This window comes from Nostoc sp., from assembly GCF_036917375.1.
Taxonomy (GTDB): Bacteria; Cyanobacteriota; Cyanobacteriia; order Cyanobacteriales; family Nostocaceae; genus Nostoc.
On sequence record NZ_JBALDN010000104.1, the window covers coordinates 108,481 to 125,158 of the forward strand.

A 16,678-nucleotide genomic window follows, 5' to 3' on the forward strand; every position below is an offset into this window, starting at 1 on the left:
GGAGCTACGGTGTACACACAAGTGTTGGTGCAGTGTATCTATCCCGCCTCGGAATAAATTCCAAGTCTCATAACCAAAGTCCTCTAAAAGAGGACTAAACAAGAAATTTAGTTTAGTCCTCTTTTAGAGGACTTTAACTTATCAGCCCGGAACTTTAGTTCAGGGCGGGATATTTGCTCAGTGTGGGACTTTCACTTGAACAGAAATATTGGGTGGGTAGGATTTTTAGAGATGTGTGTACACCGTAGCCGACACCTATTCTTGAGCAGGGGAGACAGGCGAGGCAAGATAGAAGCGCAATGTGAGATTTCATTTATTAATAAAGATACAGCTACGGCAAAACTTGTGCGTACACCGTAGCTTTGTAAAAGAGAGAAATAGAAGTGAGATTCAAATATCTTTAACAGGGCATCAAAGCATCAAATCTCCCTATTACTGCCATATCTTCTTCATCTAACTCCGCCGGAATCCCACTGCGAATCAATTCCGAAAAGTCTTCATTGGGAATCATCACAGTCAACGTGTACAAGCGAGTAGAGCCAGTGTTTTTAATCAAATGAGTACCAGTGGGAGGGACTAATAAACTATCTCCAGCTTTGATCGTGGCACTCTTGCCGTCACATATAGCGATCGCTTCCCCTTTGAGGACGAAAAACATTTCCACTGCCCACTGATGGCGATTTGGGGGTGTTTGTCCACCAACATCAAAAATTTCTATGCAGCAAGTCAAAGAAGTATTAGCATTTGTTGAATCGAAGATAATTGCTAATCGATTAGAGGCGTCGGGACTGATGCGATATACTTGGTAATCTTTGCTAGATTTGATAACCGGAATTACACAACGAGTAGCGTACATTTATTTATCCCCTCTGAAGTTATCGATGGGTATGAAAATTCCTAAAATCTAAGTCTTGAATCACAGAATTTTAGATTTTAAATTTTGGATTTTGGATTGAATAATTCAAAATTCAAAATTTTCTGAGAGTAAGCGAATTTAAACGCGAGAAAAAATCTAAAATTATTGAACGAATAAAGAGCATTAATGCATGGGATCAATCTAAAATCTAAAATCCAAAATTGGTTCACTCCTCACCATTTTGCAGCGCTGTTAAAATTCTTTGCGAGTCAGTGACAAAACCGAAGCATTGTTTGACATTATACAATGTCGCCTGCCAACAATATTCAGGAGAAGTTGTGGCGGTGCAGTCTTTAACTAACACGCAGTCATATCCTAAGAAGTTGGCATCACATAACGTGGTCAGCACACATTGATCGGCATTAATACCAGCAAAAAATAATGTTGTCCTTCCCAAATTCCGCAAGATACTATCTAAAGGCGTATCCCAAAACCCACTCATGCGGTATTTATCCACACGAATATCTTCGGGTATCTGTTCTAGCTCGTCTACTACTGCCGCAGCCCAACTACCTGCCATAAGTACTCTAGCACCATTGCTTGGTAGTGGATCGCCCAAACCCACACCTTCCCCTGTGGGATTATAAACGTGGCGCGAACTAGCACTAATATTGAGCAAGTCGGGACGATTCCCCCAATTTATCCAAATGACTGGAACGCCAACTTCACGCAGTTCTGGAAGTAAGTTGTTCAAAGGTTCAATAGGCTGGCGCGCTGGAGTTACGTCTACACCGATATGCGCTAACCAACCATCAGGGTGACAGAAGTCGTTTTGCATATCAATGACGAGGATAGCAGTCTTTGCCAAGTCTAGGCGCAGGGTTTTAGTTTCTGTTGATAAGATAACGGGTTGTGGGGTCTTTTGAAGACGAGTGATATCTGCGATCGCATCATTCACTGTCCACGCATTTGGCGCAACTCCCAATGTCCGTAATGGTAAATTCATAAAATTCCAGTACCCAACACCATTTTCTATTTTGTAACTTGAAATTCAAGCCAAAATACAATTACTTAATCAAGGTTAAATATGGTGAACTACCTACAGCAAAGCGTTGCGTGAGAGCAATTCACTATGTCATCAACAGCAATTACCACCGCGATCAAAATGATGGAGTCTTTACCCGTTGAAGTACAAGACCGGATTGCAGAGCATCTACGGGAATACATTGACGATCTGCAAGATGAAATTAGATGGAATGAATCGTTCCAGAGAACACAATCAAAACTTATTGCTGCTGCAAAACTTGCTAAACAAGAAATTGCACAGGACAAGCCACTGCAATGAACTACGACCAGCTATGAAGTCAGCAGTACTTCCTTCCTTTTGGTCTGAGTATCGACAGTTGATATTTTGGAGAAGCAAGAAGTATCTATGGTGCGTATTCTGCACATCCGACACGCTGCGCAGCAAATCCTTGGTGAAGATCCTGAAGAACCCAACGCCACCTAACAAATCACTTCACCCGATCGCCTAGAAATTATATCCTGGGTGTTCAATGTTACTTACCACCAGTTATCTTGGTCGTTATGTCGTTGTGTATATCTTTACATAGTGAGTAAATTTCAAGATTGGTTCTGGGAAATCCAAGAATGCAGACAAGGCCCTCATTACTACTTCAGTGCCACTTTTGCTCCGTCTAATGCTGAACGCCTTGCTGCTTTGGTGCGCCAGCATCCACTGTCAGGTTTTAAACGTTGCCACTTTGTTGGCAAATTAATCAATGCACCATGTGGAAATTCCAATACTCCAAGTTCTTACGATTTGTATGTTGACCAGAGCAACTATGCTGAAGTTATGTCGGGTATACAAAGAGATGAACCTATAGTTACTGTTGCACACTATACCTGGCAAATCATTGGTGTTTGCGATCGCAATTTTGGCATTGAGTCTGGTTATGGTGGGATAACTGGCACAGATAACCAAACTGACACTTCATTGATTGTGACCCTGGCGCAGTCACCAGAACTCACCTTAGTTGATTGGAGAGTCGTTTCTGGGGGAGACGGTTACGCATCGGTGTTTTTTAGAACTGGCACATCAGCCGCAGAATTGCTTGCTTACTTGCAGATGCAGCCAGAAAAGCCTGACTTTTTACAAATAGAAAGGGAGTTACGTTTAGCTTTATCAGATCCAGCATTGTCTAAAATTTATCGCTTGGGCGAGTGTAAAATCAATGGTTGGCGGCTGGAAGCAATCGTTTTGCATAATATTGAAAAAACCACAAGCTATGGTGGCGAAGGATGGGACATGACACCACACACCAGTGAGCTTTCTAAAGTCGCCCAAACTGTTAGCGATAAGTGCAAGATTCCGGGTTGTGCAGGCGGTGCTGCACACGCGCCAAATGACTTCTACACACTCATTGGCAGCCATCTTAGCTTTGGCTACCCGCGCCAATAGGGGTAATTTTAAATCGGAATTTGAATTACAAATTCTGTACCCTCTCCCTGTACGGAATTAACATCTAGAGTACCACCATGTTTTTCTACAATAATTTGCCGGGCGATCGCTAATCCTAATCCTGTACCTTTACCGACAGATTTAGTTGTAAATAAATGGTCAAAAATCTTTTGTTTGACTTCATCAGACATTCCCATCCCATTATCTTGAATGTAAATTAAAACATGATGTTTGTCTTCGCTAAAACAAGTTTTAATCTCAATTCTATTATTAATGTCATGAAAATTATGTCCAACATTAGACTCCTCTAAAGCATCAATGGCATTTGCCAATAAATTCATAAATACTTGATTCAGTTGACCAGGAAAACATTTGACTAAAGATATATCTCCGTATTTTTTCACAACTTTAATCTCTGGATGTAATTCTGATGCTTTTAAGCGATGCTTCAGAATCAAAACTGCACTGTCGATACCATCGTGAATATTAAAAGCAACTTTGTTTTCTGTATCTGCTCTGGAAAAGGTTCGCAAACTATTGCTAATACTCCGAATTCGATCGATACCTAATTTCATCGAAGAAATCATTTTTGGCAAATCTTCTCGGATATATTCTAGGTCAATTTCGGCAATTTCTTCTTCAATTTCTACACCCGGATTTGGAAACTTTTCTTGATAAAGCTCGATGAGATGAAACAAATCTTCAACCAAATCAACAGCAGGTTGGATATTACCTGCAATAAAGCCTACAGGATTGTTGATTTCGTGGGCTACACCTGCAACTAAATTACCTAATGCTGACATTTTCTCGTTTTGCACCAGTTGTAGTTGCATTTGTTTTAAATCTGTAAGTGAGTGTTCTAATTGTTGGGCATTCTCTTGCGATCGCTGATAAAGAGAAGCATTTTCTAAAGAGATGGCAGCTTGCGAACACAATAGATTTATTACTTGGAGTCTATCATGGGTAAATACTCCTGCAATGAGATTATTTTCTAAGTAAAGGATGCCGATTAACTTCCCTTGGTGAAGAATGGGAGTACACAGCAAACTCTTGGGTTGTTGCTGGATAATGTAGGAGTCAGATGTGAAGGAATTGTTCGCAGTTGCATCATCAACTACCAATGTTTCTAAAGTGCGTTTGACATAGTTAATTGGAGTTAGAGGGATCTCTTGGCTCAACTCAATGGGAATAGATTGCAGAATAGTTGGCGCTTTCTGGAATGTTGCGATCGCTTCGATCGCCCAAATATTATCCTTGAGTAAAATTAAAGCAGATTTTTTGGCTCCGGTATTTTCCATCACCACTTGCATTAATATCGACAACAACTTCTCTAAATGAATTTCGCTAGATAGTGCTTGAGAGGCTTTGAGAACACTTGCTAAATCTAAAGCTTCGGAAATGCTGGTGCTACTAGATGAAATTGTTGCACCAGTATTAAAAGTAGACAGAGGCATTTTATTATGGAGAGTAGATACTATTTCTGTGGAATTGAGGCGAATTTTTTCCGATTGGAGAATCGGGGCAAGTAATTGAGGATAACGTTTTTCTAAGTCATAAACTTTGGCTTTTGCGCCCCAACGAACATAGCAGTAGTAAGCGTTTGTCAGATAGGTTTGGGCAATTTGTTCTCTACCCCATCCTAAATAAAATTTGGCGGCGAGTTCGTGAGCGAGAGCTTCTTCTTGAATATATTCGTTTTCTTTTGCTCCTTGAATGGCGCGATCGTACATTTCCATTGCTTGAATATATTCGCCAAGAATGCGATAGCGTTCAGCCTCCACTAAATAAAACTTATGTAAATGATTCATCGGTGCATGATGTGCCCAATTCTGCATTTTTTCCTGATTGGCTCTAACCCGTTTCAAAATGAATCCTTGCTCATCTTCAGAAGCATCATAATATACGGCTAATTGGCTCAGAGAATCATAAAAATGAAATAGAGGAACAATAATACTTCCAATCAGACTATCTAAATAATTCCGTGCTACTTCAGCATTTTCAATCGCATCAGTATACTCACCAAATAAATAACAGAGAACCAATTTATTAAAATACAATGAACAAATCATGGTTTTATCATGACTTTGCTGATGAAGAGGTAGCATAGTTTCTTCATTGTAAGCATCACCAATTAAACGGCAAGGATTTTCATTTCTTGAGAGTAAGTTAAGCACTGTCTGCCGATAAAGTTCATTTCTAATTAGCGATGGTTCTTGGCGAATTTGTGCGAGTCCTTGACTATAATTTGCTATTATTTGTACTACAGAAGATAATTCTTTACCAGCCAAATATGAATTCATGGAATAAATAAATGCACAGTAACCTGCAAATTCTAAATCTCCTGTTTCTAGCCCGCTAGCATAGGCTAATTGTATAGGATGCAAAAGTTCTCTAATATGATTTTTCCAAGAATTCAAAGAGCCATAAACAACCGCATAGGTCTTAGCTATGAATTCTTTAGCATTCAATTTGTCTAATAACCTGAGAGTCAGTTGACCGAATTGATAACCAGATTCAACATCTCCCAGAAAAGTATACAGAATCAGTCCATAACATGAATATCCATAGAGAGAATTAGCAGTATTTCCATACTTGAGGGACAAAATAATCTGTTTGAACAATATTAGGGGATAGAGTTCTGGGATTACTAAATAAGCAGCAGCAGCTATATTTGTCAATATATTCATAGCTGCTAACTTATCTGGCTCCGTCATTACTTTTAACTCTAGTAAGTCTTCAATGGCTTTACCCTCTAAAGCTAATTGTGTCTCCTGTAGTCCACGAGAAATATCTTCTGGTGTTGGCTGTTCTGGTAGTTCTATGTCCAATAATTTGAGAACTTGGAGTCCCGTTTTTATCGCCTCCCACATTCTGTTTTGTGCTACCTGAGATAAGATTTTAACTTCGTAGGCTTTGACTCGATCGCTTAGTGTTTTGCCATTTTCTAATATTACTTGTACTGATTGCTCCATTTGTTCAAAATCACCATTAAGATGGGCTAACTCAGCAGATGTCGAGTACAGTGCTAAAGCTAACTCATACTGATATTGCCAACAATCTTTTGTGAGTAACCTAATGCCAAAATTTGTGTATTCTATAGCAGCTTCATAAGCAGTGGAAATCTTTGCTTTATGACTTGCAGTTAGATTTAATTTTGCCAGTTCCTCTCGTTCCTCTGGCTGGGTAACTAGTTCAACTCCCAAATTTAATTGATTGACTAATTTAAAGAGATATTCTTCGCGCTGTTCAAGGGAAATATTCCTTAAAAGTAATCGCCCAATTTTAAGGTGTACTGTTTGTTTTTGGTCTTCAGGAATTAGAGAATAAGCAGCTTGTTGAACGCGATCGTGCAAAAACTTATAGGAACAGGAGCCATAATTCATCATCCCAGAATCAGAAGCAATTAGAGATGCTCCTGGCTCCTGTTGATAAAACTTGTAAACTTCAGTTGTGGGGATGACCAAACCTTCTTGCAAAGCTTTCCATAGGTCTGCTGCTGTCTCTGATAGAGATTTTTCATGGACAATTGCGAGAGTTGCTAAGTCAAACTGATTATCAATAGAAGCTGCAAGCTGCAAAACTTTTTGAGTAGCTTCTGGTAACTTCTGCAACTGAAGCACCATAAACTCTACCAAATCATCAGTAAATGCTAATGCTCTAACCTGAGCAATATCACATTGCCAATGACCCATATCAAAGTTATAGTTAATTAACTTCTCTTCGTGTAGCGATTTGAGGAATTGATTAGTGAATAAGGGGTTTCCTTGAGTTTTCTGATATATTAAATCTGTGAGACTTTGGGTAATTGCTAAGTCACATTTAAGAGTATCATTAATTAGATGATTTACATCTGCGCGATTAAGATTTGCTAATGTAATAATATTAATACAATCTCTAGACTTATGAATTTCTTCTAATGTCAATATTAACGGATGCCCTGGATAAACTTCATTATCCCGATAAGCACCAATCACTAACATATAGTGAATTTCAGCTTCATTCATCAGCAAATGTATCAACTTTAAAGATGCTGAATCTGCCCATTGTAAATCATCAAGAAACATCACTAAAGGATGCTCTTTGGTTGTGAAAACTTGGATAAATTTCTGGAACAGTAAATTGAAACGATTTTGTCCAGCAGTCCCTGGAAGTTCGGAGACTGGCGGTTGTTGCCCAATAATTTTTTCTAGTTCGGGAATAACTTCGATAATTACCTGAGCATTTTCACCCAAAGCTGTTAAAATCGAGGCTTTCCATTGTTCAAGTTGAGCATCGCTTTCACTAAGTAATTGCCCCATTAAATCTCGAAATGCTTGTACAAAAGCTCCCAAGGGAATGTTGCGTTGGAATTGGTCATATTTCCCTTTGATAAAATAACCCCGTTGTCGCACAATGGGTTTATGGACTTCGTTAACAACGGCAGTTTTACCAATACCAGAGAAACCTGCTACTAAAATCATTTCTACCCCCTTGCTAAGGGGGAATTCAGGGGGGTTAGCTACTCTATAAAATGCTGCGAGTAAGCTTTCTACTTCTGCTTGCCGACCATAAAGTTTTTCTGGGATGATGAAGCGATCGCAAATATCTCGCACTCCTAACTCAAAGACATCAATCCTGCCAGCTTCTCGCCACTGACGCCAGCAAATTTCTAAGTCATACTTCAACCCCAATGCACTCTGATACCTATCTTCGGCATTTTTCGCCATCAGTTTGCTGATAATTTCAGACAGAATTGGGGGAATCTCAGGATTGAGACTATGTACCTGTGGAGGAAGCTTTGCCAAATGACAATACACCAACTCCATCGGTTCATCAGATTTGAAAGGTAACTGTCCGGTGAGGAGTTCAAAAAAGGTGACACCCAAGGAATAAAAGTCGCTGCGGTAGTCAATTCCCCGGTTCATTCGTCCAGTTTGTTCGGGAGAAAGGTATGCTAATGTCCCTTCTAGAATATTTGGATTAGTCAGAGTTTGTGTTTCTCTGGAAAGTAAAGAGGCGAGACTAAAATCGATCAGTCTTATATCTTTTGTGGTGGGGTTAATCAAAATATTGGCGGGTTTGATGTCTTTGTGAATCACCCGATTGTGATACAATCCATCAAGAATTGAGACAATTTGCAAAGCAATGTGAAAAAATGTCTGCAACCCATCAGCATTTTTCCCCATCCCCTTATCTCCCCACCTAGCCATCTCTGCTTGGAGAGAAATGCCACCCAAATCCTCCATAACTAAGGCATAGCTGTTTTGATAGTTCTCCAGGCTATAGGTTTTAATAATGCCGTCAATATCTAGATTTTTCGCAATGGTGTACTGATTGCGGAACCGCACGAGTTCATAAAATGTTGGATACTCACGCCGCAACAGTTTAATTACTACTGGTTTTCGATCTGATTCTCTAATGCCGCGATGCACTAGGGTTTTAGATCCCGAATAAATTAGCTCATGTATTTGATAACCGATCAGCGCCACCATAATTCTCTTTTCCCTCCAAGGTTAATTTTTTCCTGTTTACATTGGTTGTTCCTATTAATACAAATGTGCTTAAGGTTTGGGAAGGCAATTTTGTAACAAGATATGAATGTACGTAGGCGTAGCCCGCACTTCTCTACGAGACGCTCCGCGAACGGCTGCGCCCTTCGGCTACGCTCAGGGCAGGCTCAGTGACCACCGTAGACATCGCTAAATTCTTATTTACAGCATCAAAACTCTCGTAATTGACTACAAAACCAGAAAAAAAGGCAGATTTTGTGTATGCTCTGTGACTAAGTGCCTTAATAATACCTTTTCAGGAGTAAACATGGAACGCGCCATCTCTGCATTGGGAATTTTAGTTTTTCTCAGTATATGCTACGCCTTTTCTGTTAATCGTCGTGCGGTGCGTTGGCGAATAGTGGCGTGGGGTTTGGGATTGGAATTTGTGTTTGCACTCGTGATTCTTAAAACTGCTTGGGGTTTAAATGTGTTTAAATCTCTGGGAGATATTGTCGGTCAATTTTTAGCATTTTCTGATGTTGGAGCAAAATTTGTCTTTGGAGAAAATTTTAAAGATCATTTCTTTGCTTTCCAAGTGCTGCCGACAATTATCTTTTTCTCTGCTTTCATCAGCGTCTTGTATTACTACGGTATTTTACAACGAGTCGTAAATGTGATGGCGTGGGTAATGATGAAAACGATGAAAACATCGGGTTCTGAATCTTTATCCTGTGCAGGTAACATCTTTTTGGGGCCAACAGAGTCGGCGCTGATGGTTAAACCTTATATAGCGAATATGACGCAATCGGAACTCCATGCCGTGATGACGGGTGGTTTTGCCACAATTGCGGCGGGAGTACTAGGAGCATATCTTTCCTTTGGCATCCCAGCAGAACACCTGATTGCAGCTTTCTTTATGACTGCTCCCACATCGTTGGTGGTATCAAAATTACTTTACCCTGAAACAGAAGTATCAGAGACGGCTGGCAAAGCAAAAGCATATATAGAAACCAATTATGTAAATGTAATTGATGCCGCTACTACCGGAGCAATTGACGGCGTGAAGCTAGCAGTTAATGTTGGGGTAATGATTATCGCTTTTTTGGGATTATTAGCTGCCCTGAATGCACTTTTGGGATGGTTGGGTGCATTTGTGGGCTTACAACAACTCTCATTACAGTGGATTTTGTCTTTTCTCATGGCTCCCGTGGCGTGGCTAATGGGCATACCTTGGGCTGATTGTCGGCAAGTTGGGGCTTTATTGGGTACAAAAACAATTTTGAATGAGTTTATTGCTTTTTTAGATTTGAAGGCATTAATTGAAAGTGGCAAAATCTCTCAACGGGCAGTAATTATTACAACTTACGCATTATGTAACTTTGCAAATATCGGTTCAATTGGTATTACCATTGGCGGCATTGCGGGGATAGCACCTAATCGCCAACATGACTTAGCTCGCATGGGTGTAAGGTCAATGATTGGCGGATTGTTAGCCGGTTTTATCACCGCTTGTATTGCTGGGGTGTTGATTTGAAGAAGAACTTCTGCCTCCTGCCTTCTGCCTCCTTCAACAAATGCCCTATTCATCTATAGAGTAGAACTGTTGGGCGTAAAAACGGGCATACCGTCCTTCCTGAGAGAGGAGGGAGGTGTGAGTACCAGCTTCAACCACCTCTCCTTGTTCGATGACGAGAATGCAGTCAGCCCGACGAACGCTGCTCAAGCGATGGGCGATAATAAACACGGTACGGTTTTGCATCACTCGTTCTAGTGCTTCTTGAACTAGTGCTTCTGATTCAGAATCAAGGGCAGACGTGGCCTCATCCAGGATGAGAATTCGAGGATCGTTGGCAACTGCTCTGGCGATCGCTAATCTTTGGCGTTGTCCTCCCGATAGGTTAACTCCACGTTCTCCCACCCAGGTATGATAACCCTGAGAAAACTGGGTGATAAAGGAGTGAGCGTTGGCAATCTTGGCTGCTTCCTGAATCGCTGCTAAATTTAATTCTTCCTGACCGTAACCGATATTTTCAGCGATCGTTCCCGAAAAAAGAGTAACATCTTGGGGAACAATGCCAATTTGATGGCGCAAACTGGTAAGTGTGACATCACGGATATCAATATCGTCAACCAGAATTTGACCCCTTTGAGGGTCATAGAAGCGAAGTAAAAGGTTGATTAACGTCGATTTACCGGCTCCAGAAGAACCAACTAAGGCAATGACATCACCTGGAGAAGCGTTCAGGCAGAGATCCTTTAGCACTGGCTGGTTGGGATTGTAGGCAAAATCGACATGACGATACTCTACCTTGCCCATAACTCGTGGCATTGCCTGAGCATTCGATTTTTCGCTGATACTAGGTTCCTTCGCCATCAGTTCAAAGATGCGTTCAACAGAAGCTTCGGTCTGTTTGTACTCGTTGTAATTGCTAATTAGCATATCGATTGGCTGAATCAGTAAAGCTACAGCAGCCAAGAAACTGATAAACCCTTGAGATGTCAGTTGCCCCTGAGAAATCTGCCATCCTCCTAATAAAAACAGCAGCATAATACTAACTGCTTCCAAAAAACCGACAACGGGAAATTGAATGGATTTGAGTTGTAGAGCGCGATACTTAGCTTGGCGATTGATTTCTGCTTCTTTATTGAATCGCTTCACTTCATATTCTTGAGCTGCAAAAGCTTGAACGACGCGAATCCCGCTAAATACTTCAGTTAGCATCGCCGACAAATTGGAAACCTGATTTTGGCTCTGGCGAGATAGCACGAGCAATCGCTGACCAAATTGCCCGATCAACCAAGCCATTAAAGGAGCCAAAATCAAACCTGCCAGAGTGAGCGGCCAATTCAGGTAGAGCATGTAAATGGGAATTGCAATTAACTGCAACAAATTGGAAAGAAACTGATGGGATAACTTGTCCACAATTTCGCCGACGCGATCGATATCTTCAGTCAGGCGATAAGTCAAATCTCCCGTCTGTGTGGTTTCAAAGTAATCTAATCCAAGTTTGTGCAGGTGAGCATAAACCCGCTTACGCAAGTTTAAAACCATGTTCAGGGCAGCAGCGATCATAAAGACATTCTGCCCGTATTGACAAAGCCCTCGAACCAAAAAGACAAAAGTGGCTAGTCCGAGCCAGTAGGCAATTTTGTTTACATTTCCCTGGCCAAGATAAAAAGCGACCTGACCTGCTAAATAGGGCACTGCTAGGGTGAATAACACAAATCCTAAGATACAAGCCAATCCCCGGATTAACAGCGGCCATTGGGGCCAAAGATAAGGCAACAGTTGCCAGTAACTAGAGCGGACTTTCATAGGTAAGTAAGAATTCAGGAGTCAGGATTCAGGAGTCAGGATTCAGAATTGAGATGCATTACGGCGTTAGCCTACCACATCATGTTACCGAACCGTGCCGACTCCTGAATTCTGACGCAATTTCTACTCAGTTTCTCCTAGAGAGTTTAGTATAAAGCGGGCAATTCTCTCAGATGCGCCGGGTGGGCCAAATCGCTCAGGGCCATTTTCTTTGCACTTAGCAAGGTAGTCTGAATCTTCTAAAGTTTCAACTACTCGTTTAGCTGCTTGCTTGAGAATCTCAGGGGTTGCTGGCTTAGTGCCGATGGTTTGGGCAGAAATGCCCAACAGCCGCGTTTGCGCTTCTGCAAATTGATAGGTAAATTGAGGGCCTTCTCCGGGAATCTGGATGATAGGTTTGCCGATCGCTACTGCTAAATCCACTGCCAACCCTGCCATACCAATAACGAGGTTAGAGTAATATACGATATCACTGAAGGCATCTGAGTAACATCTCACTTCTACAAGGGGTGATTCCTCAGCAGAACTTCCTGGAGAGGAATAGGTGAGTATGCCTTGATTCAGTTGCCAACCTTGACTTTTAGCAATGTCATCTAATTGCGCCATCAAATTTGGTACTAAGGCGGCGCGAAACTGGAATCCTGACTCAGGCATCACCTTGGCGATTTCTATCACCAGTTGCAACTGCAAACTGAAATTTCGCGCGGCTTCCGGCATTCGCGATCCTGGTAAAAGTGCGATCGCAGGAACGTCCGGTTTCAGGTACAAGTCTTTGCCAGTGGGAACGAGGCGATCTAAAGCCGGAATTCCACCAAACCTAGCTTTAGCTATACCTTGCCGTTGGAGATCGGAAGCCGTATAGGAATCTCTGGTAAAAACTGCCAGACATCGAGAAGAATTAAGGTCGTGCCACAGCAGTGGATTGATACGCAATCGCCCTTCATAGAGGGCAGAAAGACAAGAGATAAACGAAACGAAGGGACGCTTTGTTAAGTAAGCAAATGTCTGGGAGATAAAATCCCCAGTAGACATAATTAAATCGCAGTTAGGAGCATACTGCAACACCGCTTGTAATTGTTGCCACGTTAACCCAATCAATCCCGATTGAAAATCTTTGAGCAAATAGAGGCGCTTCATGTAAAAGAATCCGCCAGAGGGCATTGTTTGTGTGGGCCCAATTATGGGAATGTCCAAGCTGCGATAAGCTTTGCCTTCTCCTACAATCGGCATTGCCGCCATTTCAAGAGAAGGACACAATTGGCGCAGGGTCTGAATAACATGAGAGGTGTGGTTGTCCTCTCCGTGGCCGTTACTGATAAACAAGATTCGCTTAGAAGGCATCTTGGGGTTTGGATAGGTTCTAAAATGCTTGTTTGGTGAAATTTTTAACCTACATTGGGTGAGTAGGCTAAGAGATTGATAGTATTTTTACTATTGAGAGTATGTAATTTTATAGACAAATCTACAAAGTTACTTTTTCTGGTGTAAACCGGAATGGAATTACTCCTAATCCCTGTTTTGCAGACGCTAATCTATCAGAGAATACAGTATTAGGAGTACAAGCGCTATGGGTACATCGATCTGAGTTCAATTCAAATATGTAGTAATTGTTGCAACTTCTGCATTATGTAACTTCTTGGCAAATACCTGTTCCAATACTGCTCGGTTAAGCATTTTAAATTAGAATTGGGTTTGGGGAAAAGGTTAAAGGGTAAAGGTTAAAGGTTTTTTCTTTCCCCTTTCCCCTTCCCCTTTTCCCCTTAACCGAGAAGTATTGATACCTGTTCAATATTCTGTTTTGTTAAAATTCAAATTTTTTGTAGATACTCAGGTGGCACGCGATCGACTAACCAAACACCATTAGCAGAACGATAGAAGATGTAACCGGCCTGATGCATTGCCGCAGTATTTACAGCAAAAACCACTGGTTTTCCATGTCTTGCACCAACAGTTTGTGCTGTTTCTATATCCTTTGATAAATGGACATGATGTCGTGACATTTTGCAAAGTCCTGTTTGCAGAATTGACTCTACAGATTTGTGTCCTGTGCCGTGATAAAGCCGATCTGGAGGAACTACAGGTTCTAACTGTAAATCGACTTTTACACTATGTCCTTGGTTCGCACGAATAAGATTACCTGTAGAATCAAAAGAAAAGCGTTGTTTCTCGTTGAATTCGACTACCAACTGTAATTCCTGGCGGGTAATCGGAAACTTATTTTGAGCACAAGCGGTAAGTAAGTCATCAACAGCAACCCAACCACCAGGAGCAAGTTTAATGCCAATAGCATCTGGTGTGTGGCGCAGATATTTGCTGAGATATTTGCTGATTTTGACGAGGCGAGAATCACTCATTTGATTAAGTAGTCATTTGTCATTTGTCATTGGTCATTGGTCATTAGTCATTTGACTCTCGTATTGCAGTTTAACTGTGGTTAATATATTTATACTACAATTATAGTTTTTTGTAGCACATAATTTTTATTGATGGTTTTATTTTGTGTAAATTGACAGAATTTGTCTTCCGATCATAGCTAATGCCACTCCAAAGATCGCAATGAGTGTCACCTTGCCGCCAGGAACGAGTGGTTGATTTGTGCTATCTGAGTTTTCACGTTGCTTCCAACTCATTAACGCCGGAATAATTCCACCTAGAACTGAAATACTAAATGTTCCAGTGTAATCTAGGGCAGTAAAAAAGATGCTGGGGTTAAGCGTTCCGAGAGTCATCGGCGGGAAAAGAACCAGGGAATAGAGGGGTAAGCGGCTAGAAAGTTGCCACTGTGCAGGTAGGAAAATATCTTTGAACAAATCCAGCAACCCGTACACAAATCCAATGAATGATGTGACGATCGCAAACTCTGAAAAAATAGATACTAGTACTCCTAACCATTCCCCCGCGCCACCTGCTCGGAGAATTTGTAGTGGATCGAAAACACTTGTACCATTAGAACTGCTATGTAGCATGTCGGGACTGACGCTTCCTAAAATTACGGCATTCCACGCCAAGAACATAATTAGAGGAATTACAGAACCAATAAAGATGGATTGACGAATTTTGCGAGCATCCCCTTCGAGTTGCGTCACAACTAGCGGCACAACGTTTTGGAAAAACAGCGCCACAGACATCACTGAAATGGCACTACTAAGGGCACTCCAGTTTTGAAATAATAGTTGGGCACTCTGAATATGCCTTCCTCCCAGAAATAATAGTCCTAAGAAGGAAACGATGACAATTCCGACAAAGGCGCTGTTTAATTTCTCAATAAATTTTTCTCGTCCAAGATACATAATGCCACCAAATAAGAGCGTGAAAGCCATTGTGCCCATCCACGTCGGCAATATCTGCATACCCCAGACTTTTGCCGCCGCTGCTCCTAAAATTTCTCCACCTTGGGTGATGTATGCCACCAACAGAGCATAGTGCATGAATAAATATGCACCGCCAGCAATTCGCGCTCCCACCTTACCAAGGATCTTCTCAACAATTCCTAAAAAACCTATACTTGAAAGCCCTTCTGTTCGCATCGTGTTTAAGGTAACTTCTGCAACCAATAACCCCGAAACTAAAGCGTAGAGCCAAACAGCAATGAGTCCAGATGTGGATGGTACAATACCAGATGGCAGGGTAACGGCTGGTAGAGCCAGAATCCCAGCCCCAACCGTGGTTCCTGCAATCAATGCAGTACTTCCCAATACACTACCCGGTTGATGATTGAGTTTGTTTCCATCAAATTCGAGATGAGAAAACAACCGAGTGACTTGCTCTGAATTTTTTAGAACGGTCTTTATGAGAACCATACTGAATATCCGTACCTAAACGAAACAATATTAACATATGTAAATATGATTCGTAAAAGCCCTGATGTTCTTGGTTTTTCAAGCAAATTTTTTTGGTTAATAAACGATCGCTACTTCATATCAACACAATTTTTTGATTATAAATGTCACTTATAGCACTTTATTAATTAAACAAACCACGCAGGAAAAAACATTTTTCCTATACACAGATGTCGTTTATAGGACTTACGCATTGACAAAAATATTGTCTATGTAATACGGACAATGCCATCACTGCTAAGGTTTGCAAAAATATAGTTATTGGTAAAGTTTGATGGAATTATTACATATTTCAGTTTGCGTACTTTCCTCTACTGACACAAGGCAACTTTAGCAAGTTAATTTCAACTTAAGGCTTTCGTAAACCAGAGAGAGCGATCGCCCACATAAACCACATCATCAAAAGTGCGATCGCACTGCCCAACTGCGCTCAATTTTTCCATCCCCGCGAAGGGTAATAAATTGAAAACTTCTCATAACGCGATTTGTGTTCTCAAACTGGGGTTTGAGTTCTCATTTGAATATATTTAGTACACAAAAGCTAATATTGAGTTCTCAAACTGGGGTTTGAGTTCTCATTTGAGTATATTTAGTACTCAAAAGCTAATATTGAGTTCTCAAACTGGGGTTTGAGTTCTTTTTTGAGTATATTTAGTACTCAAAAGCTAATATTGAGTTCTCAAACTGGGGTTTGAGTTCTTTTTTGAGTATATTTAGTACTCAAAAGCTAATATT

The 16,678-nt window shown here is 41.1% G+C and carries 10 protein-coding genes; 3 read left to right on the forward strand and 7 right to left on the reverse strand.

The window, feature by feature from the left end:
• Positions 1-400: 400 nt before the first annotated feature.
• Both V7K45_RS28200 and V7K45_RS28205 read right to left on the reverse strand, forming a co-directional pair.
• Positions 401-856 carry a cupin domain-containing protein gene (locus tag V7K45_RS28200; RefSeq protein WP_194042486.1) on the reverse strand — a complete coding sequence of 152 codons (456 nt, stop codon included), beginning with the start codon at positions 854-856 and terminating at the stop codon, positions 401-403.
• A 226-nt stretch (positions 857-1,082) separates the two neighbouring features.
• The gene (locus tag V7K45_RS28205; RefSeq protein ID WP_335008549.1) at positions 1,083-1,862 is read right to left on the reverse strand and encodes a cysteine hydrolase family protein; all 780 of its coding nucleotides are present in this window, start codon (positions 1,860-1,862) and stop codon (positions 1,083-1,085) included.
• 126 nt (positions 1,863-1,988) lie between these two features.
• Between V7K45_RS28205 and V7K45_RS28210 the strand changes: the two genes are divergently transcribed.
• Both V7K45_RS28210 and V7K45_RS28215 read left to right on the forward strand, forming a co-directional pair.
• Complete coding sequence (locus V7K45_RS28210) at positions 1,989-2,201, forward strand: hypothetical protein (protein ID WP_335008551.1); 213 nt, start codon at positions 1,989-1,991, stop codon at positions 2,199-2,201.
• A gap of 267 nt (positions 2,202-2,468) precedes the next feature.
• Positions 2,469-3,317 carry a hypothetical protein gene (locus V7K45_RS28215; RefSeq protein WP_335008553.1) on the forward strand — a complete coding sequence of 283 codons (849 nt, stop codon included), beginning with the start codon at positions 2,469-2,471 and terminating at the stop codon, positions 3,315-3,317.
• An 8-nt stretch (positions 3,318-3,325) separates the two neighbouring features.
• Here the strand turns inward: V7K45_RS28215 and V7K45_RS28220 are convergent, their stop codons facing one another.
• On the reverse strand, positions 3,326-8,788 hold the full coding sequence (locus tag V7K45_RS28220; RefSeq protein WP_335008555.1) for a trifunctional serine/threonine-protein kinase/ATP-binding protein/sensor histidine kinase: 5,463 nt from the start codon (positions 8,786-8,788) through the stop codon (positions 3,326-3,328).
• Between the two features lie 325 nt (positions 8,789-9,113).
• Here V7K45_RS28220 and V7K45_RS28225 point away from each other — a divergent pair, with 325 nt between their 5' ends.
• Positions 9,114-10,322: a NupC/NupG family nucleoside CNT transporter gene (locus V7K45_RS28225; protein WP_335008557.1), complete on the forward strand. Its 1,209-nt coding sequence runs from the start codon at positions 9,114-9,116 to the stop codon at positions 10,320-10,322.
• Between the two features lie 45 nt (positions 10,323-10,367).
• Here V7K45_RS28225 and V7K45_RS28230 read toward each other — a convergent pair whose 3' ends face one another.
• The 4 genes from V7K45_RS28230 to V7K45_RS28245 all read right to left on the reverse strand — a co-directional run bounded on the left by V7K45_RS28230 (position 10,368) and on the right by V7K45_RS28245 (position 15,904).
• A complete protein-coding gene (locus V7K45_RS28230; protein ID WP_335008559.1) occupies positions 10,368-12,104 on the reverse strand; it encodes an ABC transporter ATP-binding protein in 1,737 nt (578 codons plus the stop codon).
• A gap of 123 nt (positions 12,105-12,227) precedes the next feature.
• Positions 12,228-13,445, reverse strand: a complete 1,218-nt coding sequence (locus V7K45_RS28235) for a lipid-A-disaccharide synthase-related protein (RefSeq protein WP_335008561.1) — start codon at positions 13,443-13,445, stop codon at positions 12,228-12,230.
• A gap of 467 nt (positions 13,446-13,912) precedes the next feature.
• Entirely contained in the window at positions 13,913-14,458 is a 546-nt protein-coding gene (locus V7K45_RS28240; RefSeq protein WP_335008563.1) for an RNA 2'-phosphotransferase, read from the reverse strand.
• A gap of 138 nt (positions 14,459-14,596) precedes the next feature.
• Entirely contained in the window at positions 14,597-15,904 is a 1,308-nt protein-coding gene (locus tag V7K45_RS28245) for an amino acid permease (RefSeq protein WP_335008565.1), read from the reverse strand.
• Positions 15,905-16,678 lie beyond the last annotated feature (774 nt).

Excerpts from the sequence above, each read along its gene's own strand:
- V7K45_RS28200 (WP_194042486.1), bottom strand. The coding sequence starts at position 856 with ATGTACGCTACTCGTTGTGTAATTCCGGTTATCAAATCTAGCAAAGAT.
- V7K45_RS28205 (WP_335008549.1), bottom strand. The coding sequence starts at position 1,862 with ATGAATTTACCATTACGGACATTGGGAGTTGCGCCAAATGCGTGGACA.
- V7K45_RS28210 (WP_335008551.1), top strand. The coding sequence starts at position 1,989 with ATGTCATCAACAGCAATTACCACCGCGATCAAAATGATGGAGTCTTTA.
- V7K45_RS28220 (WP_335008555.1), bottom strand. The coding sequence starts at position 8,788 with ATGGTGGCGCTGATCGGTTATCAAATACATGAGCTAATTTATTCGGGA.
- V7K45_RS28225 (WP_335008557.1), top strand. The coding sequence starts at position 9,114 with ATGGAACGCGCCATCTCTGCATTGGGAATTTTAGTTTTTCTCAGTATA.
- V7K45_RS28230 (WP_335008559.1), bottom strand. The coding sequence starts at position 12,104 with ATGAAAGTCCGCTCTAGTTACTGGCAACTGTTGCCTTATCTTTGGCCC.
- V7K45_RS28235 (WP_335008561.1), bottom strand. The coding sequence starts at position 13,445 with ATGCCTTCTAAGCGAATCTTGTTTATCAGTAACGGCCACGGAGAGGAC.
- V7K45_RS28240 (WP_335008563.1), bottom strand. The coding sequence starts at position 14,458 with ATGAGTGATTCTCGCCTCGTCAAAATCAGCAAATATCTCAGCAAATAT.
- V7K45_RS28245 (WP_335008565.1), bottom strand. The coding sequence starts at position 15,904 with ATGGTTCTCATAAAGACCGTTCTAAAAAATTCAGAGCAAGTCACTCGG.